General features: G+C 61.5%; 24 protein-coding genes, 1 tRNA gene and 1 pseudogene. 14 read left to right on the forward strand and 12 right to left on the reverse strand.

Translation table 11 applies throughout. The features are described from left to right. Positions 1-86: 86 nt before the first annotated feature. The 3 genes from QTA57_RS06480 to leuB form a co-directional block, all read right to left on the reverse strand. Positions 87-163 (reverse strand) — tRNA-Pro (locus QTA57_RS06480). 109 nt (positions 164-272) lie between these two features. Next, a complete protein-coding gene (locus QTA57_RS06485) occupies positions 273-1,265 on the reverse strand; it encodes a DMT family transporter (RefSeq protein WP_290154178.1) in 993 nt (330 codons plus the stop codon). A gap of 75 nt (positions 1,266-1,340) precedes the next feature. Continuing rightward, a complete protein-coding gene (leuB, locus tag QTA57_RS06490) occupies positions 1,341-2,447 on the reverse strand; it encodes a 3-isopropylmalate dehydrogenase (protein ID WP_290154180.1) in 1,107 nt (368 codons plus the stop codon). 247 nt (positions 2,448-2,694) lie between these two features. Between leuB and QTA57_RS06495 the strand changes: the two genes are divergently transcribed. Next, positions 2,695-3,558 carry a Rossmann-fold NAD(P)-binding domain-containing protein gene (locus QTA57_RS06495; RefSeq protein ID WP_290154181.1) on the forward strand — a complete coding sequence of 288 codons (864 nt, stop codon included), beginning with the start codon at positions 2,695-2,697 and terminating at the stop codon, positions 3,556-3,558. On the opposite strand, the gene QTA57_RS06500 is transcribed toward QTA57_RS06495, so the two are convergent. The 5 genes from QTA57_RS06500 to QTA57_RS06515 form a co-directional block, all read right to left on the reverse strand. Further along, the gene (locus QTA57_RS06500; RefSeq protein WP_290154182.1) at positions 3,547-4,419 is read right to left on the reverse strand and encodes an endonuclease/exonuclease/phosphatase family protein; all 873 of its coding nucleotides are present in this window, start codon (positions 4,417-4,419) and stop codon (positions 3,547-3,549) included. The two genes, QTA57_RS06495 and QTA57_RS06500, sit on opposite strands and share 12 nt — an antisense overlap. A gap of 164 nt (positions 4,420-4,583) precedes the next feature. Then, complete coding sequence (locus QTA57_RS06505; RefSeq protein ID WP_290154809.1) at positions 4,584-5,423, reverse strand: hypothetical protein; 840 nt, start codon at positions 5,421-5,423, stop codon at positions 4,584-4,586. Between the two features lie 256 nt (positions 5,424-5,679). After that, positions 5,680-6,285, reverse strand: coding sequence for a 3-isopropylmalate dehydratase small subunit (leuD, locus tag QTA57_RS06510; RefSeq protein ID WP_171560249.1), 606 nt, complete (start codon positions 6,283-6,285; stop codon positions 5,680-5,682). A gap of 61 nt (positions 6,286-6,346) precedes the next feature. After that, complete coding sequence (locus tag QTA57_RS18370) at positions 6,347-6,562, reverse strand: hypothetical protein (RefSeq protein ID WP_330696766.1); 216 nt, start codon at positions 6,560-6,562, stop codon at positions 6,347-6,349. After that, positions 6,559-7,149: a DUF4198 domain-containing protein gene (locus QTA57_RS06515; protein ID WP_330696767.1), complete on the reverse strand. Its 591-nt coding sequence runs from the start codon at positions 7,147-7,149 to the stop codon at positions 6,559-6,561. The genes QTA57_RS18370 and QTA57_RS06515 overlap by 4 nt, the downstream gene beginning before the upstream one ends. Here QTA57_RS06515 and QTA57_RS06520 point away from each other — a divergent pair. Continuing rightward, positions 7,148-8,296 carry a HupE/UreJ family protein gene (locus tag QTA57_RS06520; protein WP_290154183.1) on the forward strand — a complete coding sequence of 383 codons (1,149 nt, stop codon included), beginning with the start codon at positions 7,148-7,150 and terminating at the stop codon, positions 8,294-8,296. The genes QTA57_RS06515 and QTA57_RS06520 overlap by 2 nt on opposite strands. Here the strand turns inward: QTA57_RS06520 and QTA57_RS06525 are convergent. Next, positions 8,293-8,814 carry an HdeD family acid-resistance protein gene (locus QTA57_RS06525; RefSeq protein WP_290154184.1) on the reverse strand — a complete coding sequence of 174 codons (522 nt, stop codon included), beginning with the start codon at positions 8,812-8,814 and terminating at the stop codon, positions 8,293-8,295. The genes QTA57_RS06520 and QTA57_RS06525 overlap by 4 nt on opposite strands. A gap of 112 nt (positions 8,815-8,926) precedes the next feature. Between QTA57_RS06525 and QTA57_RS06530 the strand changes: the two genes are divergently transcribed. Together QTA57_RS06530 and QTA57_RS06535 are read left to right on the forward strand one after the other, a co-directional pair. Next, positions 8,927-9,454 (forward strand): MFS transporter, encoded by a 528-nt coding sequence (locus QTA57_RS06530; RefSeq protein ID WP_290154185.1) that lies wholly within the window; start codon positions 8,927-8,929, stop codon positions 9,452-9,454. Further along, the gene (locus QTA57_RS06535) at positions 9,424-10,131 is read left to right on the forward strand and encodes an MFS transporter (protein ID WP_290154186.1); all 708 of its coding nucleotides are present in this window, start codon (positions 9,424-9,426) and stop codon (positions 10,129-10,131) included. The genes QTA57_RS06530 and QTA57_RS06535 overlap by 31 nt, the downstream gene beginning before the upstream one ends. Positions 10,132-10,185: 54 nt before the next feature. Here QTA57_RS06535 and leuC read toward each other — a convergent pair whose 3' ends face one another. Then, entirely contained in the window at positions 10,186-11,595 is a 1,410-nt protein-coding gene (gene leuC / locus QTA57_RS06540) for a 3-isopropylmalate dehydratase large subunit (protein ID WP_290154187.1), read from the reverse strand. A gap of 247 nt (positions 11,596-11,842) precedes the next feature. Between leuC and QTA57_RS06545 the strand changes: the two genes are divergently transcribed. Further along, positions 11,843-13,225 carry a mechanosensitive ion channel family protein gene (locus QTA57_RS06545; RefSeq protein ID WP_290154188.1) on the forward strand — a complete coding sequence of 461 codons (1,383 nt, stop codon included), beginning with the start codon at positions 11,843-11,845 and terminating at the stop codon, positions 13,223-13,225. Between the two features lie 64 nt (positions 13,226-13,289). Beyond that, a complete protein-coding gene (locus tag QTA57_RS06550; RefSeq protein WP_290154189.1) occupies positions 13,290-13,841 on the forward strand; it encodes an NADPH-dependent FMN reductase in 552 nt (183 codons plus the stop codon). 69 nt (positions 13,842-13,910) lie between these two features. Here QTA57_RS06550 and QTA57_RS06555 read toward each other — a convergent pair whose 3' ends face one another. Next, positions 13,911-14,951 carry an NAD(P)/FAD-dependent oxidoreductase gene (locus tag QTA57_RS06555; protein WP_290154190.1) on the reverse strand — a complete coding sequence of 347 codons (1,041 nt, stop codon included), beginning with the start codon at positions 14,949-14,951 and terminating at the stop codon, positions 13,911-13,913. Positions 14,952-15,011: 60 nt separating this feature from the next. On the opposite strand from QTA57_RS06555, the pseudogene mnmD reads away from it, so the two are divergent. Together mnmD and QTA57_RS06565 are read left to right on the forward strand one after the other, a co-directional pair. Continuing rightward, positions 15,012-15,684: pseudogene (mnmD, locus tag QTA57_RS06560) on the forward strand (tRNA (5-methylaminomethyl-2-thiouridine)(34)-methyltransferase MnmD). Beyond that, positions 15,681-16,550 carry a DMT family transporter gene (locus tag QTA57_RS06565; RefSeq protein WP_290154191.1) on the forward strand — a complete coding sequence of 290 codons (870 nt, stop codon included), beginning with the start codon at positions 15,681-15,683 and terminating at the stop codon, positions 16,548-16,550. Before mnmD ends, QTA57_RS06565 begins: the two are co-directional and overlap by 4 nt. On the opposite strand, the gene QTA57_RS06570 is transcribed toward QTA57_RS06565, so the two are convergent. Next, on the reverse strand, positions 16,537-18,486 hold the full coding sequence (locus tag QTA57_RS06570) for a lytic transglycosylase domain-containing protein (RefSeq protein ID WP_290154192.1): 1,950 nt from the start codon (positions 18,484-18,486) through the stop codon (positions 16,537-16,539). The genes QTA57_RS06565 and QTA57_RS06570 overlap by 14 nt on opposite strands. Positions 18,487-18,615: 129 nt before the next feature. Here QTA57_RS06570 and dapA point away from each other — a divergent pair, with 129 nt between their 5' ends. The 6 genes from dapA to QTA57_RS06600 all read left to right on the forward strand — a co-directional run bounded on the left by dapA (position 18,616) and on the right by QTA57_RS06600 (position 21,959). Continuing rightward, positions 18,616-19,488 carry a 4-hydroxy-tetrahydrodipicolinate synthase gene (gene dapA / locus QTA57_RS06575; protein ID WP_290154193.1) on the forward strand — a complete coding sequence of 291 codons (873 nt, stop codon included), beginning with the start codon at positions 18,616-18,618 and terminating at the stop codon, positions 19,486-19,488. Between the two features lies 1 nt (position 19,489). Continuing rightward, the gene (locus QTA57_RS06580; RefSeq protein ID WP_290154194.1) at positions 19,490-19,747 is read left to right on the forward strand and encodes a hypothetical protein; all 258 of its coding nucleotides are present in this window, start codon (positions 19,490-19,492) and stop codon (positions 19,745-19,747) included. A 2-nt stretch (positions 19,748-19,749) separates the two neighbouring features. After that, positions 19,750-19,971 (forward strand): TrmO family methyltransferase domain-containing protein, encoded by a 222-nt coding sequence (locus tag QTA57_RS06585; RefSeq protein ID WP_290154195.1) that lies wholly within the window; start codon positions 19,750-19,752, stop codon positions 19,969-19,971. A gap of 19 nt (positions 19,972-19,990) precedes the next feature. Further along, positions 19,991-20,464, forward strand: coding sequence for an SsrA-binding protein SmpB (smpB, locus tag QTA57_RS06590; RefSeq protein WP_171560277.1), 474 nt, complete (start codon positions 19,991-19,993; stop codon positions 20,462-20,464). An 86-nt stretch (positions 20,465-20,550) separates the two neighbouring features. Further along, entirely contained in the window at positions 20,551-21,402 is an 852-nt protein-coding gene (gene sseA / locus QTA57_RS06595; RefSeq protein ID WP_171560278.1) for a 3-mercaptopyruvate sulfurtransferase, read from the forward strand. Further along, positions 21,399-21,959: a GNAT family N-acetyltransferase gene (locus QTA57_RS06600; RefSeq protein WP_290154196.1), complete on the forward strand. Its 561-nt coding sequence runs from the start codon at positions 21,399-21,401 to the stop codon at positions 21,957-21,959. Before sseA ends, QTA57_RS06600 begins: the two co-directional genes overlap by 4 nt. Positions 21,960-21,964 lie beyond the last annotated feature (5 nt).

Consider the following 21,964-nt stretch of genomic DNA (forward strand, 5'->3'; position numbering starts at 1 on the left):
TTCTTGGGCGATTGTATTGTGGCAACGTCTTTTGGGGCAAAACACCTGAAATGGCTCACGCCACAAAAAGGAAATGTTGGAATACTTGGTCGGAGTGAGAGGATTCGAACCTCCGACCCCTGCCTCCCGAAGACAGTGCTCTACCAGGCTGAGCTACACTCCGACCGTGCCCGGCGGGATAGCGGGGGATCGGAGGCATTGCAAGAGGGGGATGTGTGGGCCTGGGGGATGAACAGGTTACAGAAAACGCAGGTTGGGCGGATTTTTGTAACCTATTTTTCTTCCGTTGGATGATCGGGTGCCTGTGGCCCCCGTTGACCTCTGGGCAGGAAGTTGGCCACTCGAGGGGCGGTTGGCGTCCCGGCGCGCGAGCGGGTGCGCAGGACAGGTGTTGTCCGCGATGTGTCGCCGCGGCCTTCGCGGAGCACGATGTAGATCCCCGACGCCACGATGATCGCGGTTCCGATCAAGGTGGGTTGGTCGATCCCTTCGTTGAAGAACAAAAAGCCAAAGAGGCTGGCCCAGATGATCTGCGAATATTGCATCGGGGCGACGATCACCGATTGGCCGGTCTTGTAGGCGATGATCAAACACGCGGTCGCGGTCAGCGCCATGGCGGAGATCACAGCCGAGGCGCCGATATCGACGAGCGGCATCGGTTGATAGACAAAGGGCAGTGCCGCGCCCATCAACACGAAATTCGCCATCATCGGGTAGAGGATCAGGACAACGGAACGCTCGTCACGACCAATCTTCCGCACGATGATCGAGGCGAAGGCACTGCCAAAGGCTGCGGCAAGTGCGGCGACATGGCCAAGTTCCAGCGTCGCGGTCGTCGGTTGCAGAACGACCAACACGCCACCCAGTCCAACGATGACCGCCAAACCCCGTCGCCAGCCGACGCTTTCGCCCAGCATCGGGATGGCCAAGAGCGTGATCAACAAAGGCGCGGCGAAGAGGATCGCATAGACCTGGGTGAGCGGGAGGGTGGAGAACGCATAGAAGGCGCAGACACCAGTGATCACCGCCGCGACCGTGCGGGCGGCGGTCCACCAGGGGTGGACCGGGCGCAGATTGCCGGGGCGGGCGTCGCGCATCAGTAGGAAGGTGACAATCGGGAAGCCGAAGAGAACGCTGAAAAACACGATCTGAAACGGCGAATAGCTGCCGCCGAGATATTTGATCACCACGTCATGGCTGGCAAATATCCCGAAGGCAAGCAGCGCGAAAAGCGCGCCGCGCAGATTGGCGTTCTGCTCTGACATACTAGGCTTACCGATACTCTATCGGGGCCATATCTCAAGGCCGGAGCCGGAATGCGGCCCGAAATCGGTCGATCTTTAGACCGAAGCGCTCAGTTTCGCGACAATTGCGTCACCCATTTCCGAGGTGCTGACCGGCGTCGCACCGTCTTCGCCCAGAAGATCGGCGGTGCGGAGACCATCGGCCAAGACATCCTCGACCGCTTTCTCCAGTCGGTCCGCCTCATCCCCTTGATCGAAGGAATAGCGCAGCGCCATGGCGAAGCTGAGAATACAGGCGATCGGATTGGCTTTGCCCTGGCCGGTGATGTCGGGGGCAGAGCCATGGACCGGCTCATAAAGCGCCTTCGGGCGGCCATTCTCCATCGGGGCGCCAAGCGAGGCGGAGGGCAACATGCCAAGGCTGCCGGTCAGCATCGCGGCGCAATCGGACAGGATATCGCCGAACAGGTTGTCGGTCAGGATCACGTCAAACTGTTTTGGGGCACGGACAAGCTGCATCGCGCCATTGTCGGCATACATGTGGCTGAGCTCCACATTCGCGTAATCCTTGTCATGGATCTCTTGCACCACCTCGCGCCAGAGGATGCCGCTCTCCATCACATTGGCCTTCTCCATCGAGCAGACCTTGCCGGAGCGTTTGCGGGCCAGCTCAAAAGCGGCGCGCGCCACACGATCGATCTCGCTTTCGGTGTAGCGCTGCGTATTGATCCCGACGCGTTCATTGCCTTCGGTATGGATACCGCGCGGCTCGCCGAAATAGACACCCGAGGTCAGTTCGCGCACGATCATGATGTCGAGCCCGGCCACCACGTCTTTCTTCAGGCTGCTGAAATCGGCCAGGGCGTCGAAACACTGCGCGGGGCGGAGATTTGCAAAAAGGTCCATCTCTTTGCGCAGGCGCAACAAGCCGCGTTCTGGCTTCACGCTGAAATCGAGCACATCGTATTTCGGGCCACCGACGGCGCCGAGCAAAACCGCGTCGACCTCTTGGGCTTTGGCCATCGTGTCGTCATGCAGCGGCGTGCCATGCGCGTCATAGGCGGCGCCGCCGACCAGATCTTCGGACACATCGAAGTGCAGCCCCCGCGCTGACCCCATCCAGTCGATGATTTTGCGCACCTCGGCCATCACTTCGGGGCCAATGCCGTCGCCAGGCAGGATCAGGAGGGAGGGGTTGGTCATGGTCAGGGCGTCCTTCGGAAAATCATTGCCCCTGCGGTAACGGCTGCGCCCGGGAGGGTCAAGAAACCATGGGTGACAGGTGCTGCAAAACGCGGGTGATGCAGGATGTCTGAGTCCGGTCCAAGCTGTTGACGGAGAAACCCGGTGATCCAATCGTCGATCTCTCCCGCGTGTCCGGTCTATGAAACTGCCACGAAAACACCCGAATGGTGTATGTGGAACTGGTTCATGGTACTGGAGGAGTTAGATGACCCAAACAGCGCTTATCCTTGGAGCAACCGGTCGGTTTGGCCGCAATGCCAGCGCCGCGTTTCGCGATGCCGGGTGGGACCTGCGCCTTTATGATCGCACGAAGGGCGACCTTCTGAACGCGGCAAGCGGTGCGGATGTGATCGTCAATGGTTGGAACCCGCCATACAGCAAATGGGCCGCGCTCTTGCCGGGGTTGACGCGGCAGGTGATCGAAGCGGCGCGTGCAAGTGGCGCAACTGTCATGCAGCCTGCAAATGTCTATGTATATGGCTTCCGCGACGCGATGCCCCGTGTCGTTGGGCCGGAGGTGCCGCAGCGCGCAACAAACGGGCTTGGGCGGCTGCGGATCGAGATGGAGCAAAGCTATCGCGATGCGGATGTGCAAGTGATCTTGCTCAGAGGCGGAGATTTCCTCGACAATCAGGCCTCGGCCGGTTGGTTCGACCGGATCATCGCCAAGGACGCCGCGAAGGGGAAGCTCAGCTATCCCGGGGCGTTGGATCAGCCGCATTCTTGGGCGTTCCTGCCCGATATGACCGCTGCCTTGCCGCCTTTGGCCGAGATGCGGGCGGATTTGGGCCAGTTCACGGATTTGGCCTTTGGTGGGTATACGCTGACGGGTGAGGAGTTGGCGACGGCTTGCGGGGCTGCTGTTGGGCGGGAGGTCACCGTGTCGCCTATGTCATGGCTGCCGCTCCAGATCGCGCGCCCGTTTTGGGCCGAGGCGCGGTACCTCCTGGAGATGCGCTATCTTTGGGACCAGCCGCATGAGTTGGATGGAACCGCGCTTGCGACATTGCTGCCTGACCTGCCGCAAACGCCCGCGGAAGACGCGATACGAGCCGCGTTAGAACTCTAGATCAACCCAGATCAATCGATGATCCGAGGCCATTTCAACAGTGGCTCTTGGCAGTGTCTCCGCCTCGGTCTCGGGCCATAGAACGCCGCTGTCTGACACGTCCAGAGACGCGGCGGGGAGGATGTAGTCGACCCTGAGATTGCCGGGGGTCGGTTCGTCCCAATCAGTGGTGACCAGACGGCCATCTGGCGCCCTCGGGGCCGGGTCTTGTAGGGCCGGGTGACTCAAGAGAGTTTGCACGACCTCGCGATGCCCCTCGCCACGGTCTGGGTCCACATTCAACGTGCCCATCAAAGCGAAGTTTTCAGCGGTGAAGGCCGGAACATTGGGCGACCACCCATCCAGATAAAGTTGCCAGAACCGCAATTCGTCAGCGTTGCGCCAGCCATTCCGGTCTTCCGGCCCGTCGAACACCGGCGGCGATGCATGGAAGGCGAGGATATGGAAAGTCTCGCCTGTTGTCCGGCGCAGCGGGATATCCCAGGCAGCCACGGTGGCAAGGCGAAGAACCTCGGCCGCTTCGGGGCTCAACACCCGAGGCGCGGCGCTCTCGGGGAGGTCGGCCCAGAGGAAATCTGTGAAATCTCGGATTTGGTCGGTCTCGATCGGCAAACCTGAGAGCAGCGCCATGCCGCCCTGGCCATTGAACCGACCATAACCTTGGGCGTCGCGCGGTTCCCCTAAGCGCCCATTTCCATCGACGTCGACGCCTGTGGGTCGTCCCGCATTGGGACGGCGCGAGAACAAATGGGGGTAAGACATCTCGCGCATAGCCAATGCGTCGGCGAGGGCGGCGAGCGCGTGACCCTCGGCATCATAATCGATATCCAGAATGAGAAGGATATCGGCGTTGGCTGCCACGATGACATCCAGCGTGGCCGCGATATCAGGGTCAGGGTCTTCATCTACCAGGTCGGCCAGTAGCAGACCGGGCCCGTCGCGGGACAGCGCGCTGTGAAATACGGCAAGGCGCAGCGTCTCCGCAACGGGAGAACTTGGCCAAAGGATTGCAAAAAACAGAAAAGCTAGGCTGCAGCGTAGCCGTCGTTGGGATCGAGTTTGGCGACCAGACGTTTGCGCCGACTGTTGATCATATCGGCCACCCGGCCCATGGCCATGCCGCGCATAAACATCGTGACGGGCAGGAACATCCATGCGGTGATCGTCCAGACCAGGGTTTGCGGCGAGTCGAGGATCGACATCTCCAGTTGCGCAGCACCGACCGATGCGAGTACCGGAAGGATGTATGGCAAGGCGAAGCCTAATATTATGTTAACGCGGGCATCCCGGAGGAGCCGCGTGACGATATCACCGCCCGTTGTCGGATCGAATGTCGGCAAGTTGATCCAGACGTTGAAGGCCGAACGTCGATTCGGCCATTGTTGCAACCTGACCAGGATCGCAAAGATCGACAGCGTCAGGAGCCCGATCAGGGCCGAGAGGCCAGCCATAATTTCAATCTCCGCCGCAGTCCGAGGGTCTACATCTGGCGGCAGTTGCCCCATCAGCACTTGCAGTGGGCTAAATGGAAAATCGAGCGCCTCGGCGATGATGAAGCCGGTTGCATTGATTACCAGCGACAGGGTCGACACATCGCCCGCCGAGACCACAACGCTGAGCGCGAAAAGGGCAATGAAAACAGAGACCATGCGCACGCGATTGTACGGCTGAGCGTCGCGAAATTCGATCAAGCCCGGATAAGTGGAGGCGTATTCGGAAAAGGTGAAAACAGCGGCGAAGAGGCCGATCAACGTGACGATCTGTGTCGTCTCCTCGCTTGTCCCTGGTATAAGCAGGGATGGCGTGGAAATGACGACCAACACCAGGATCGCCCTGACCACAGCGCCAACAAGCTGTGAAATCACTGCCTTCAACACTCAACCCTCAACCTGGACGGGACCTATTCTTGCGCCCCTTTTTCCACGTTTTTGCCCCAATCTGCCGTTGGGATGCCTCGATTGCCACAATCTTGCCCACATTCACATCCTGAGGCAACCCTCTGATTCCAGTCATGGAATCGAAACGGCTGTTTTCACGTAACAGGTGTCGCCCGATTGCATCACCTGCATTCAGGGCTAGCAGGGCCGTATCATCCGACCGCAAGATGTAGTGGTTTCGGGGTCAGACCCAGGGGCGCTCGGCGCTCGCTTTGGCTTCGAAACTGGCGATGGAGGCGGATTTTTCCATCGTCAGGCCGATATCATCCAGCCCGTTCAGAAGGCAGTGTTTCTTGAACGCATCCACCTCGAAGCTGATAACTTCGCCTTCGGATGTGGTGATGGTCTGGCTCTCCAGATCGACGCTCATCCGGGCATTGGCGCCCTTCTCCGCATCTTTCATCAACAGATCGACCTGCTCCTGCGGCAAAGCGATTGGCAAGATGCCGTTCTTGAAGCAGTTGTTGAAGAAGATGTCCGCGAAGCTCGGCGCAATCACGCAGCGGATGCCGAAATCCTTGATCGCCCAAGGCGCATGTTCCCGCGACGAGCCGCAGCCGAAATTGTCACCGGCCACCAGAATTTCCGCCTCGCGATAGGCGGGCTGGTTCAGCACGAAATCGGGGATTTCCTTGCCATCGTCATCATAACGCATCTCGTCAAAGAGGTTCACGCCAAGACCGGAGCGTTTGATGGTTTTCAGAAACTGCTTCGGGATGATCATGTCAGTATCGACATTGATCATCGGCATGGGCGCGGCGATGCCCGTCAGCGTTGTGAACTTATCCATCTGGCGTCTCCTTTAGTCCGCAGAGCAGATACCGCGCCCCGGCGGTGGGGGCAAGCGGGACTCACGGCACCGAGAAGGTGAGCGAGGCCCATCGGGAGAGCCAAACCGGATCGGAGGGGGTGGGCGCGTCGAGCGGCTCCAACACGACCGCATCGGCGAGGTACTCATGCCCGGCGGTGACGGGTAGAACGGCGATGCCGGCTTCATCTGTGTGATGAAGGGTGATCTCAACCGCTCCATCCGGCGCGCGGTCGAAAAGCTCCACCTGCGCATTCACCCGGGGTGCGCCATCAAGGAACACTTGAACCGGCAGGCCGCGCTCACGTCATCGGTATAGGGGTTGGCCAGCGCCACAATCTCCGTCGCCAGACCCACCTGCCGATCTTGGCCAGCCCCCGCCCCAATTGCGACCAAGCTCTTGGCATAGCGGATATAGCTCTCGCGGAATCCTTCACGGGGTAAGCCGCGCGCATCGTGCCGGGCTTCGACATCGCCGAAATCTTTATGGGCCGCAAATCTGAGGAAGCTGTCCCACTCATCATATGTCAGACGATTGGCGGTGGTCTCATGCACGATGATCGCCAAACCGTCGTCAAACCCACCCATGTCGAGCGCCGGGTTGTCACCCAAACGTCCCTCTAAATTGGTCAGTATGTCGCCCTGTATCACGTCAAACCGAGTGAAGTTGCGGGGCAAATAGGAAATCGTGACGCCCGAGAACTCCTGGCCGACGCGGAGATAGGCGGTGATGTTATCGTCGGGTGCGATCTGAAAACCTTCGGGTTCAATCCAAAATTCATGCGCTTGGGTCTTGCTCACGCCGAGCGTCAGCGCGAGGGTGAGCGCAAGAAGGAGATGCCGCATGATCCAGGTCCTTTTACCGTCGGCTTATAGCTTGGGGCGTTCGTTGATCCTGTCAATGGCGCTGCTTCTGGCCGGGTTTGCCGCAAGCGCACATGAGATTCGCCCCACCGTCGCGGATGTGGAGGTGGATGCGCGCGAGGTGCGGATGAGCCTGCGCCTGACGCTGGAGCCGCTGATTGCCGGGATCAACCTGGAGGGGTTGGAGGACACCAATGCCGCGCCCGAGGCCGCGATTTATGATCAATTGCGGGCGCAGGACTCGGCAGCGCTCGAGGCGGCGTTCCGCGCGGCCTGGGATCGGATTGCCGGAGGCATTGTGATCGATGTGGGCGGGACCCGCATGTCGCCCGAGATCGTCGGCATGACTGTCCCTGACGTGGGCGATGTTGAGCTGCCACGAGATTCGGTGCTGATCCTCCGTGCCGATTTGCCCGAGGGGTCGGCCCCGGTCCAGATCGGATGGGATGCCGGTTATGGCACCTTGGTTTTGCGCCAGGTCGGTGGCGGCGAAGAGGCCTATGAGGGCTTTTTGACCGGTGGTGCCCTGTCGGAGCCTTTGCCACGGGCGGAGATCCTGACCGAGGGCGCGGGGTCCGTCTTCGTGCGTTATGTCATTGCAGGGTTTGAACACATCATTCCGCTTGGAATCGATCATATCCTCTTTGTCCTTGGCCTGTTTTTCTTTTCGCTAAAGCTGCGCCCGCTGCTGTTTCAGGTCACGGCCTTCACGGTGGCGCATACAATCACCCTGGCGCTGGCCAGTCTTGAGATCATCAGCCTTCCGGCCAGCATTGTGGAGCCGCTGATCGCGGCCTCGATTGTCTATGTCGGTGTGGAGAATGTGTTGGGCTGGGGCAATGTCCGGGCGCGAACGGCCTTGGTTTTTGCCTTTGGCCTGCTGCACGGGCTTGGCTTTGCCAGCGTCTTGGGCGATTTCGGCATCGCCAGCGAGCGGTTTGGTTGGGCCCTGGTTGGGTTCAATATTGGGGTCGAGCTAGGGCAGCTTGCGGTGATCGCGGGCGCGTTTCTGGCGGTTGGGCTTTGGTTCGGGAAGCGCGATTTCTATCGGCCCTGGATCGCTGTGCCCGCCTCGTTGGCGATCGCCCTAGTCGGCGCGTGGTGGACGATTGAACGGGTGTTCCTCTAATCTCTCGACGCCATCCGCAGATAGAAGGCCCACACGATCAGCGCGCCGCCATTCAACAGCAACTCGACACCAACCAGCAGACCCAGAAGGCTCATCGTCGCTATGCCGAAATTGGCAAAGATATAGCCCGCTAGGAGCACCGCAAGCGCGCCCGAGATCAGCATCGGCCAGAAAAACGAGGTCTGGCGCATGCGATAGGCAAAGACCAACCGTGCAACGCCCGCCGCTGCCAAGAGAAGCGCCACGAGCAAGGTCAGCGAAATCATCCCCTCAAGCGGGTGCAAGAGCAGAGATATCCCGACAAAGAGACCCAACAGGCCGACGAGAACCGCGAAGAGTCTGTTGCCGCGTTTCTGTTCCCGAAACCCGGCGGCGATCTGAAACACGCCAGAGATCAGGAAAAGCGAACCGGTCAGCAGGGTCACCGCCACAGATGCCGCAAAGGCGTTGCCGAGTGCGATAACGCCGAACAGGACGGAGATGATCCCAAGGATCAGCCAGATAAGCCAGGGTTTCATGACGGGCTCGCAAAATGACAGGTGGATGGTGGGCACAGAGTACAGGAGCCAAGCCCGGGTCGGCAAGCCACGCCTTCCAAAGGCCGGTCAACAGGCGTAGAGGCGAGATATGTTGAGTTTCCTTATTCAAAACCGGCGTTGGCTGAGCGTCGGCGTGTTGCTCGCCTTCGGCTCTTCCTTTGGGCAAACGTGGTTCATCTCGCTCTTTGCCGGCGAGATTCGCGCTGAATATGGGTTGAGCGATGGCGATTGGGGGCTGCTCTATACGCTGGCGACACTGTGTTCGGCGGCCCTGCTGCTCGGCCGTGGATCATGGGCTGACACCGTGCCGTTCTCTCGCCTTGCGCCTCTTGTCGCGGCGGTTTTCGCGGCGGCGGCCTTGGCGATGGCCTTTGGGCAATCGGTCTGGGTGCTCGGCGTCGCGGTGTTTCTGCTGCGATTCTGCGGACAGGGTATGTTCAGCCATATTGGTGCCACCGCGATGGGGCGTTGGTTCGTTGCGACGCGCGGGCGCGCGGTGGCGATCAAAGGGCTGGGCTATCCGCTTGGGGAGATGATCTTGCCGTTCCTCTTCGTCGCGCTGATCGGCTGGATCGGCTGGCGCGAGACTTGGGGGTCACAGCCGCCGTCATCGCGCTGATCATTCTGCCGCTTTTGGTCTGGCTGTTGGCGCAGGACCGCGTGCCCACCGGCCAGGCCGCGGTGGCCGGCAGCCCCGGCCTTGGCGGACGTCATTGGGTGCGCGCCGACGCCCTTCGACATTGGCTCTTCCCCGCGCTCCTGCCGTTGATGCTGACCCCGGGGTTCATCGGAACGGTCGTGTTCTTCCATCAGGTCCATGTGGCGGAGGTCAAAGGCTGGCGCTTGGCCGAGATGGCGGTGGCCTATCCGGCCTATGCCAGTGTGACCGTGGCCGCAGCTTTGGCCGCCGGATGGACGGCGGACCGGTTCGGATCGGACCGCTTGTTGCCGCTTCTACTGATCCCGATGGGCCTGTCCATGTTCCTGATCGGCCCGGCAGAGACGCCGCTGCATTGGGTGCTGGTCCTGTCGATCTTGGCGGTGTCGCAAGGTATGGTTGGCACGTTCTGGGGGGCGTTTTTGCCTGCCATCTATGGCACGAACCATCTCGGCGCGATCCGATCCATGGTGATTGCCATCATGGTCCTCTCCACGGCGATTGGGCCGGGGATCACCGGTGCGCTGATCGATTGGGGCGTGCCGTTTCCTGATCAAGGTCTGGCGATGGGGATCTGGTGCCTCGTGCTGGCCGTGGCGATGGGTATCGTCGCCCATCGCATCAGATCAGTCTCGTAGCCGATTTCTTGCAAGAAATCGGGCCGGAATTTTCCAAAATTCCGGGTCCAGTTCCTACATCATTTCGCGGACATCGGTGAGCCGTCCGGTGACCGCCGCCGCCGCCGCCATCGCAGGCGACATCAGATGGGTGCGCCCGCCGCGGCCCTGACGCCCCTCGAAGTTCCGGTTCGAGGTTGCCGCGCAACGTTCGCCGGGCGCGAGTTGGTCGGGATTCATCGCCAGGCACATAGAGCACCCTGCCAAGCGCCATTCAAATCCGGCCTCTTTGAAGATATCGGCAAGACCCTCTTCTTCCGCTTGCGCCCGCACAAGGCCAGAACCGGGGACCACCATCGCGCGGAGCCCATCTTTGATCTTTTTGCCTTTTAGGATCGCGGCTGCGGCGCGCAAGTCTTCGATCCGACCATTGGTGCAAGAGCCGATAAAGACGGTGTCGATTTCGATTTCTGACAACGGTGTGCCAGGGGTCAGGCCCATGTAGTCAAGCGAGCGCTCCGCCGCGCCGACTTTGCCGCCTTCGAAACTCTCTGGTGCAGGCACAGCCGCCGTAATTGGCAACACATCCTCGGGCGAGGTGCCCCAGGTGACTACGGGTGCGATATCTTCGCCACGGATGGTCACGACCTTGTCCCAATGGGCGTCATCGTCAGAATAGAGTGTTTTCCACCAAGCGAGCGCTGCCTCCCACTGTGCGCCTTTCGGGGCATGCGGGCGGCCCATGACGTATTCGAAAGTCGTCTCATCCGGCGCGATCAGGCCCGCGCGGGCACCGCCTTCAATCGCCATATTGCAGACGGTCATGCGACCTTCCATCGACAGATCGCGAATGGCTTCGCCGCAGTATTCGATCACATAGCCGGTGCCGCCTGCTGTGCCGGTTTCGCCAATCACCGACAGCGTGATGTCTTTGGCGGTCACGCCAGGGCGCAGCTTGCCGGTGATCTCAACCTTCATGTTCTTGGACTTCTTCTGGATCAGCGTCTGCGTGGCCAGCACATGCTCCACCTCGGATGTGCCGATACCATGCGCCAGCGCACCAAACGCGCCGTGCGTCGCCGTGTGACTGTCACCGCAGACCACCGTCATGCCAGGCAGGGTCCAGCCTTGCTCGGGGCCAACGATATGCACGATGCCCTGCCGGATATCGGATACCGGGTAGTAGTGGATGCCGAACTCCTTGGCGTTTTTGTCCAGCGCGGCCAACTGAATGCGGCTGTCTTCCGTCATGTTCTCGGGATTGTCCCGACCAGGTGTGGTCGGCACGTTATGGTCCGGCACCGCAATGGTTTTGTCGGGCGCATGGACGCCCCGGCCCGCCATGCGCAGCCCTTCGAAGGCTTGCGGGCTGGTGACTTCGTGGACCAGGTGGCGGTCGATATAGAGCAGGCAGGTGCCATCTTCGGCTTCATGGGCCAGATGGGCATCCCAGATTTTGTCATAGAGTGTTTTGGCGGAGGTCATATCTGCGGTCCTCGGCTGAGGGAAATCGGAAAAAGGCGTCGTCTCGGGATCAGGCGCGTATTAGTCGTGCCCGTATCGAGCCGCGCTGGCCAAAGAAGCGCCATGGCAGGCGCGCGCGGTCATCCATGTCGAAAACCCGTGTCATATGAGGGCAGATACACTCGGGCGCGGGCGCTCGCAAGGGTTGCGCCTTGCCCGATTGGGTCAAGGCGATAGACTGTGCCCCAACCCTGACGAAAGGACCGGGATGGAGCCTGAGGCCGAGAGCAGCCCGAATGGCGGCGCGGAGACAGCGCCGGAGTTGGGTGTGGACGAGACCCTGGATCAGGCTTTGGATTTGGGTCAGGACCTGATCGCGCAAGGCAGCGTCTTTCTTGAAAGCCTACTGAGGCCTTGGAATTTCTACCAAATCTGCATCGCGGCCGGTCTGCTTTTGACCGCCATTTTGCTGCGCCATTTGCTTGGCCCGCGGATTCGCGCCTGGATGGCGTCGCGCGAGGGGTGGCCGAAATGGCGGATGCGGGTGCTGGTGGTGATCCATCGCCGCTTGATGCCGATCTTCTTCGTGATCCTGATCTGGATCGCGGTGTGGATCATGCGCGAGATGACGTGGCCAAGCCGGAGCTATCTACTTGGGATCATTGCGGAACTGGCGACGGCATGGCTCTTCGTCGTGTTTGTCACCCGGCTGATCCGCTCGCCCGTGATGCGCAGCCTGGTGCGCTATGGCGCCTGGATCTACGTCACTTTGGCGATCCTCAACCTGCAAAGCGAGGCGGCGGCGCTTCTGGATGGGATCGGGTTCAATCTGGGCGATATGCGCCTGTCGCTGCTGATCGTGGTGCAAGGGATCGTGATCCTGGCCGCGTTGATCACCGGCGCGCGGTTCATCTCTGGCACCACGGCGGCGCGGGTCCAGGCCAATGAAGACATCTCGCCCTCAATGCGGGTCCTGGTCGTCAAAGCGGTGCAGGTTCTGCTTTATGGCGCGGCGTTTTTCATTGGCCTCCGAGCCGTTGGCGTCGATCTGACCGGGCTGGCCTTTTTGTCAGGCGCCATTGGTGTCGGCCTCGGGTTCGGCTTGCAAAAAGTTGTGTCTAACCTGGTCTCGGGTGTGATCATTCTGTTGGATAAATCGATCAAACCCGGCGATGTGATCTCGCTTGGCGAGACCTTCGGGTGGATCAACACGCTTGGTGCGCGGTATGCCAGCGTTGTCACACGGGATGGCAAGGAATACCTGATCCCGAACGAAGATCTGATCACCAACCAAGTGGTGAACTGGTCCCACTCCAACGAATTTGTCCGGCTCGATATCTATTTTGGCACCGCGTATCACGACGATCCGCACGTGGTGCGCAAGATCGCGATTGAGGCGGCGCAGGGCGTGGACCGGGTGCTGAGTTTCCGCCCGCCGGTTTGCCATATCGTGGGGTTCGGCGACTCGAGTGTCGATTACATCCTGCGATTTTGGATCACCGACCCGACCGGCGGGCTGACCAATATTCGCGGAAATGTCTATCTGGCGCTCTGGGACGCGTTCCAAGAGCATGGCATTTCGATCCCCTTCCCGCAGCGGGAGGTGAAGGTCTTGGAAGGGTCGACGCTTGAGACACACCGGACCGACTAGGCGTTGCCAAGCCGGTTGGGCGCGATATGTCTGACGGACCGGAAATTTTTCGAATGAGGCAAGGATGGCATCGGGCAAGTTGCTGGGGATCTGCGGGTCGCTGCGGGCAGGATCGTTTAATCGCAAATTGATGCACGAGGCGGCGCGGGTGTTTCAGCCTGCGGAGTTCGTCGAGGGTGATTTGCGGTTGCCTCTCTATGACGGTGATTTGGAAGACGCCGAGGGCATTCCCGCCGTCGTGCAGACCTTGGCCGATCAGATCGCAGCCGCGGATGCGGTGGTGATCGCGGGGCCGGAATACAACAAGGCGTTGTCAGGCGTGTTGAAGAATGCCCTGGACTGGGTGAGTCGGACAAAAGGTGGCCCTTGGCGCGAGAAGCCGCTGGCAATTCTGTCAGCCACGGCGGGGCGTGCGGGCGGTGAGCGGACACAATCGAGCCTGGTTCTGGCGCTTCGACCATTTCGACCGCGGCTGATACCGGGGCCGGAGGTTCTAGTCGGCGAGGCCAGCGGGCAGTTTGATGCGGATGGGCGTCTGACGAATGACCGGAATCTCGTTTCGCTCAACGAGTTAATGTCGGAATTGCGTGTTGCGGCCGGGTTGGAGAGCCCCTGAGCGTCGGGGTCAGTGGTCCCCACGGGAGCCTCCGGCGGGGATATTTTTGAAGCAGAGAAGCAAGGGCGATTAGCTTTTGCGCAGGCTTGCCTCGGGGCGAAAGCTCTCGGGGATACGATCATGGTTGTCGAGGATCAGGTCGGCCATGATCTCGCCGATGATCGGGGCCATGCCGAAGCCGATTTTGAACCCGCCATTGGCAATGAACTGGCCCGGTTTGGTTGGGTGATGTCCCAACATCGGGGCGCGAGACCGGGCGCGGGGGCGCAGGCCGGCCCACTGGGTGAGGATTTTGGCCTCCGCCAGCGGCGGGCAGAGGGTGCGGGCTTTGGCGATGAGCGCGTCAAGCTGCGCGTCGGTGCTTCCCGGATCGGTATAGTCGCGTTCGGAAGTTGAGCCGATGGCCGTGGTCCCGTCGGTATGCGGGATGATGTGCAAGCTGTCGGCGAAGAGTTGCGGCATCTCAGGCGCGGAGAAATCGAGCAGCGCGGCCTGGCCTTTGACCCCATTTCCCACGGTGGTGCCAAGGGCGTCAGACAGCTCCTCTAAACCCGCGACACCAGTTGCCCAGACCTGTTTTCCTATGGCCGGGCCGTCCGTGGTGATCTCGACCCCAAGCGCCCTCAGCGCTTTGGCGAGGGCGGCGGTGCATCGGCGGGGATGCGCGCGGGCGCTGAGCGTATCATGGATTAAGAGGCCGGTCGGCGACGTGGCGTAGGGCGCATAGGCGTCTTGCGGGACGATTTGCCAAGCGAATTTGCTCTGCCAGAGCGGCTTGGCACTTTCCACACGCGCCTCCGCAAGGGCCAACTCCGCCTCATCAACGATCGGCTGCAACCGGCCAAGACGGGCATAGCCAGGGTCTTCACCGGAGAGTTCGGCAACCTCGGCCCACATCGTTTCGGCCATCACCAGGCTGTCGAATTGCAGCTGTTTCTTATCGTTCCAGTTTTCCGGCACGTGCGGGGCCAAGGCACCGACCAGCCCGTTGCTGGCCCCTTGCCCCACGCCGTTTGGGTCGATGACGCGGACGGTCGCCCCACGGCGCGCGCAGACCCAGGCCACCGAGAGGCCGAAAATCCCCGCGCCATGCACCGTCACATCTGTCATTGCCAATCCTTCGCCGCTTGCCCAAAGTCACCCGCGATTTCCAAGGGTTTAGGGCAGGCCATGGCGGAGCGCCAGAGAGAGCGGGTGGACTGGCGAGGCGGTAATGTGCCGGTCTCGACGCTGTTTGACGACCCGTATTACTCGCTGGAAAATGGCCTGGCTGAAACGCGGCATGTGTTTTTGGCGGGTAATGACCTGCCCGCGCGGTTCGTGCCAGGGTTTCGGATCGCCGAATTGGGGTTTGGGACGGGGTTGAATTTTCTGACAGCATTGGCCGCGTTTCGCGCCGCCGGTGTGGGTGGCAAGCTGCATTTCACCAGCTTTGAAGCGTTTCCGATGCCAATGACCGAGATGTCGAAGGCGCTGGCGCAGTTTCCGGACCTGCCGGGCGATGTGCTTATCATTGATCAAACGGCCTGCGTGCCGCCGAAGTTGGCCGGCGCCGATTATGAGCTTCCAGGTGATCCAGGGCGACGCGCGTCAGACGCTGCCAGCTTGGGACGGGCAGGCCGATGCTTGGTTCCTTGACGGGTTTTCGCCCGCCAAAAACCCGGAGCTTTGGGAGGCCCCTTTGATGGTCGATGTCGCCCGGCATACGGCCCCCGGAGGGACCTTTGCGACCTACACGGCGGCGGGTGATGTGCGCCGTGCGTTGAACGTGGCGGGCTTCGATGTGACCCGGGTGCCGGGGTTTGGCCGCAAGCGGCATATGTCGGTGGGGCGACTCAGATGACGGTACAGAACACGCGGCTCGGGATCTGGCTGATGGTCGCCACGACCTTCGTCTTCGCCATCCAGGACGGGATCAGTCGGCATCTGGCAGGGGAATACAACGTGCTGATGGTGGTGATGATCCGCTATTGGTTTTTCGCTGCCTTTGTGATCGCCATCGCGGCCCGCCAGGCTGGCGGTGTGCGAGCAGCGGCGGCGACGAGACAGCCGGTGCTACAAGCGTTTCGGGGCATGCTTCTGTCGCTGGAAATCTGCGTGATGGTGGGGGCCTTCGTGCTGCTTGGCCTGGTGGAGAGCCACGCGGTTTTTGCCTGCTACCCGTTGTTGATCGCGGCTTTGTCAGGACCGATTCTGGGGGAGAAGGTCGGCTGGCGCAGATGGGCGGCTATCGCGGTCGGCTTTGTCGGGGTCTTGATCATTTTGCAGCCCGGTGTGCGCGTGTTCGAGATTGAGGCGCTGGTGCCGCTCGCGGCGGCGTTTATGTTCGCGCTTTACGGGCTTTTGACCCGCTATGCGGCGCGCAAGGATGACGCGGCGACGAGTTTCTTCTGGACCGGGACTGTTGGTGCAGTGGTGATGACGGTCATCGGGGTCTGGTTCTGGGAACCAATGAGCGGGCCGGACTGGGTCTGGATGGCCGCGCTCTGTGTTACCGGCGTGGCGGGCCATTGGCTCCTCATCAAGGTCTATGAGGTGGCCGAGGCGAGCGCGGTGCAGCCCTTTGCCTATCTGCAACTGGTCTTCGCCTCAGCCTTGGGCCTGTTGGTGTTTGGCGAGACGCTGCGAACGAATGTGGTCATCGGCGGCGGGCTGGTCGTGGCGGCCGGGCTCTTCACCCTTTGGCGGGCGCGGGCTAAGGCATCGTAAGACGGCTGGTCAGCGTCGGCGGGGCCAGCGCACCGGTCAGTTGTGCCTCATAGATCGCCAGGCTTTCGGTCACCCGCATGATGTAATTCCGGGTCTCGTTGAACGGGATCGCCTCGATCCAATCGATCACATCCACCGATGGGTCGCGCGGGTCACCAAACCGCTCGACCCATGCGCGGGCGCGGCTTGGACCCGCATTGTAGGCGGCGGCGAGAAGCACCGGGTTGGTCCCAAACTCTTCGGTCAGATAGGCCAGATATCCGGCACCCAGAACCGCGTTATACGCCGGGTCGCTCAAGAGGCGCGCCTCGCTGAACTCCAGCCCCAGGCGGTTGGCTTGCCCCCGTCCGGTGCCCGGCATCACCTGCATCAGGCCGATTGCGCCAGCGGAGCTGATCACGCCCGGGTCGAACTCGGACTCGCGGCGGGCAATCGAGAGGTTGAGGCTGGGCGGGGCGGCCAAATCGGCCTCGGCCAGTTCGGTCACCGGGTAATAGGCGCGCATGATCTCATGGCCTTGTTGTGCCGCGCGTTTGGCGATCATCAGCGCGATATGCGGGTTACCCAGGTCGAAGGCGAGATCGCCAAGCTGTCCGGCCTCTTCGCGTGAGAGGCTCTCGGTCAGGTGCGTCATGAAGCGTTCGGCCAAATCCACCTCGCCACCTTCGTAGAGGACCAATGCGGCGCGCAGCACAGAGGAACCCATGAAGGCAGCATTGCGCCAGTTGCCATAGGTTTCATCCGCCAAAAACGCCGGGTCGGTTGGTAGATCGCCTCGTTCGGCGGCAAGCTGACCGTAGAAGCTTGATTGATACGCTGCGCCAAGGGCGTAGGCTTCTGCAGCGGCCTCCGCATTGCCCGCTGCTTCATACGCACGGCCCAGCCAATAACCCGCACGCCCGACGCTGATCGGGCTGAACACAACCTCTCGGAAATTGCTGAAATGGGTCACGGCTTGGTCGGCATTGCCGAGTTGTAATGCAGCATAGCCCGCGATCCACTCCAGATCGGCATATCGGATATAATCCGCGCTCGGGTCGATGAAATGCGACGCGGCAATCTGATAGGCGCGGTCGAAATCACCCTCTCTGGCGACATCGCGGGCCAATGTGGCGCGGCGATTGCCCCATTCGGTGGCGCGGCCGAGCGTCTCGACTGACGTGCTCCTGGCCAGAAGCAAATCTGCGGCCCGATCCCAAAGATCGGCGCGCATCCGCCAGAGGAACCGTTCGAAGGCCAGGCCGGGGTCAGATTGTAACGCTTCCGGCACTGCCTCGATCAAACTATCCACCCCGGTGCGGCGCTCGCGCAGTGCGATCCGAGCCTCCGATAGCGCGCGCCAGCCAGCAGGGACCATATCCTCCATCTGCCGCGCCCGGTCCTCTTCCCCCTCCCAAAGCAGGTTGTCGAGCCGGGCGATATGATGGTCGGCCAAGATCGAACCGTATTCCGACAAGATCGTGTCGAACTGTGCCGTGGTCAGCGTCATCGTTGTCCAGGCTCGGATGATTTCGGCGTGGGCGGCGTCCCTCTCACCGGTTGCGATCAGCGCTTCGGCCAGGCGCAAGCTGCCGGTGCCGGTTTCGGGTGGTTGCGGCCCGAAATAGGCGATGACCGTGGCGGGGTTGGCGCTCTGCGGGATGTTCCGCTCACCCCGCGCCCGCAGAAGCGGCAGGCCGGGCCAATCCGCATTGCGGTCCAAGAAATCAACATATTCCTCGAACCGGCCTTGGCGGGCCCGAAGCCGGGCCCAGGTGACCACATCGCGGCCCGCTTCGTCATCAATCTGCCGCGTCGCCTCGGCGGCCAGATCAAAATCTTGTGCGCCGATGGCGGCCAAGGCCACACCGATTGCATCGGGATTCGCCGCCACAGGCAAAGGCATCAGGGCGGCGAAAACGGCAAGAAGATAGGCGCGCATGTGGGGCTCCGGCATAGGGGTCCCCCTTAGGATAAGAGGGTCGCGCCCGCTTGCAACACACGAACTTGGCAATTCCCGCATCTGGGGATATTGTCCGCGCGATTTCGCCGATCCCGGCTTTACCCACTGATAAGGAAGCGTGTGATGTTTAAAGGCTCAATGCCCGCATTGGTCACGCCGTTTGCGAACGGCGCAGTGGACTTTGACGCGCTGAAGAAACTGGTGGAGTGGCAAATTGCGGAAGGCAGCACCGGGTTGGTGCCTGTGGGGACGACTGGCGAAAGCCCGACCCTGTCTCATGACGAGCACGAGCAGGTGATCGCCGCTGTCGTCGAAACGGCGGCTGGCCGGGTGCCGGTGATCGCCGGTGCGGGGTCGAACAACACGGTCGAGGCGATCCGGTTTGTGGAACATGCGAAAGCCGTCGGGGCGGCGGCCGCTTTGGTGGTTACGCCCTATTACAACAAGCCGACGCAGCGCGGGTTGATCGCGCATTTTTCGGCCCTGAATGAGGTCGGTATTCCGATCATCATCTACAACATTCCGCCGCGCTCGGTGATCGACATGACGCCCGCGACAATGGGGGAACTGGCCAAGCTACCCAATATCGTCGGGGTGAAAGACGCGACCGCGGACCTTTCCCGCGTGCCGCAGCAGCGGATCACTTGCGGCACGGAGTTCATCCAGCTTTCGGGCGAAGACGCAACGGCGGTTGGGTTCAACGCGCAAGGCGGGCATGGCTGTATCAGCGTGACCGCCAATGTCGCGCCAAAGCTTTGCGCTGAGATGCAGGCGGCGACGCTGGCTGGCGACTATGCCAAGGCGCTGGAGTATCAGGACCGTCTGATGCCCCTGCATGAGGCGATTTTCATTGAGCCGGGGCTGTCTGGGGCGAAATATAGTCTGTCGGTTCTGGGGCGTTGCTCTGATGAGGTGCGCTTGCCGTTGACCGGCGTTGAGGACAGCACAAAAGCCGCGATTGAAAGCGGTATGCGGCATGCCGGACTGATCAACTGAGATGAGTGGTCAGCGCCCAGGCGAGGTCGCGCTTGGCTTCGATCCGGGGGACCGGGTCGACGCGGGGCTGACCTTCATTGGACGTATCCGCTCGCCATGGTCGAAGGGGAACGCGCCGAAAAACATCCGGCAAGCCCGGGAGACTGGGGAAGCGGCCCGGATCGAGCTTGATCCGGCTTATGCGCCTGCGTTGACCGGGCTGAACGTCGGGCAAGCGGTGCAACTGCTCTATTGGGTCGACCGGGGGAGCGTGACCTGATCGTGCAGACACCGGCCCATGCCGATGGTCCGCGTGGCACCTTTGCGCTCCGCTCCCCCGTCCGGCCAAATCCGATTGCGCTGGCCACGGTGCTGATCACCGGGATTGACGGTGCGGTGGTCGAAATCGACGCGATTGATGCGTTTGACGGCACGCCGCTGCTCGATATCAAGCCCTGGATCGAAACCGTCGATGTCCCGCCGGGCTGGCACCCGGAGACGTAAGTGCCTATATCCCGCCCCCATGGCTAAGAAACCCGATAACCCGAATTACAAGGTGATCGCCGAGAACCGGCGGGCGCGGTATGACTATGCCATCGAGGATGATCTTGAGGTTGGGATCATCCTGGAAGGTTCCGAGGTCAAATCGCTGCGCGCGGGTGGCTCGAATATCGCCGAGAGCTACGCCGCGGTGGAGAATGGCGAGCTGTGGTTGGTGAACAGCTATATCGCGCCCTATCTGCAGGCCAAAACCTTTGCCCATGAAGAGCGGCGGCGGCGGAAACTCCTGGTCAGCCGCAAGGAGCTTTCGAAGCTCTGGAACGCGACGCAGCGCGAGGGGATGACCCTTGTCCCGCTGGTGATGTATTTCAACCACCGGGGGCTGGTGAAGCTGAAAATCGGCATCGCCAAAGGTAAGAAGAACCACGACAAACGCGCGACGGAAGCCAAACGCGATTGGCAGCGTCAAAAGGCACGGCTGCTCCGCGAGGGGTAGGCCTGCGGCTCCGCGCCCCTTGCCAGCGTCAAGCCTTATGCGTAGGGCTATTCGGCAGATTGAAGACAGTCCAGAAAGGCCGAGATATGTCCGCCGATGATCCGAAAACCCTGGTCTCCACCGACTGGTTGGCGGCGCATCTAACCGACCCCGACCTTAGGGTGATCGACGCCTCCTATTACCTGTCCGGAATGGGCCGCGACGCACGGGCGGAATATGAGGCCAGCCATATCCCCGGCGCGCGGTTTTTTGATATTGATGAGATCAGCGATCACCGCAGCGAGTTGCCGCATATGGCGCCGCCGGTGGAAAAATTCATCAGCCGGATGCGCGCCATGGGCGTGGGTGATGGCCATCAGGTCGTGGCCTATGACGGCGCCGGACTGTTCTCGGCCGCGCGGATATGGTGGCTGTTCCGGCTAATGGGCAAGACCGACATCGCGGTTCTGGATGGCGGCTTCCCAAAATGGCAGGCCGAAGGGCGACCGGTGGAGGATATGCCGCCCGTTCTGCGCGACCGACACATTACCGTGCAGCGGCAGGCGCATCTGGTGAAAGACGTGACGCAAGTGGCCTCGGCCTCGAAGCTCGGGGATTGGCAGATTGTCGATGCCCGCTCTCCAAGTCGCTTTAAGGGCGAAGAGCCCGAGGCCCGGCCCGGTCTGCGTGCGGGGCGTATTCCCGGCTCGATGAATGTGCATTACGCGAGCCTGCTTAATGCCGATGGCACGATGAAAGCGGGCGATGCTTTGCGTGCGGCGTTTGAAAGCGCCGGCGTAGATTTGGACAAACGGGTGATCACCACCTGCGGATCGGGCGTGACCGCAGCGATTTTGATGCTGGCGCTCGACCGGCTCGGCCATCGCGATGTGGCGCTTTACGATGGCTCCTGGGCGGAATGGGGCCAGTTCGAGCAGTTGAAAGTGGCGACCGGATGAGTTTGATCAAAGCGGGCACGGAGCTGCCCTATCGGATCACCTATCTTGAGATGTTGGACGGCCCGAATGATCCGGCCCCGCTGCTGCCCGAAGGCGTGCGGCTGGATCATGCGATCCGTCCGCCCGCGTGGTATTTCCTGGCGCTCTATGACGCTGTGGGCCGCGCTTATGAGTGGCAGGATAAGCATCGTGAAGACCCAGAGGTTGTGCGCGCCTTTGTGCAGGACCCGGCGGTCGAGCTTTGGGTGGCCAGCGCTCAGGGGTGGCCGCAAGGATTCTTCCAGCTTGATTTCCGCCAAGCCGGCACCTGCGATCTCGCCTATTTCGGGATGGTGCCCGAAGCGGTCGGCCAAGGTTTGGGCGGCAAATTGCTGCGCACGGCGCTTGCGAAAGGCTGGGCTGGCGAGGGCGTTCGGCGGATGACGGTCAACACCTGCACGCTTGACCACCCACGGGCCCTGGACCTTTATCAACGGGTCGGGTTCCGTCCGATGCGCACCGAAGACAAAACCTGCATTCTGACTCGCGACCGTGATCCGTCGCTTTTTCCTGCCTGAAGGCC

It is taken from the genome of Fontisubflavum oceani, assembly GCF_030407165.1.
Classification (GTDB): domain Bacteria; phylum Pseudomonadota; class Alphaproteobacteria; order Rhodobacterales; family Rhodobacteraceae; genus Rhodophyticola; species Rhodophyticola oceani.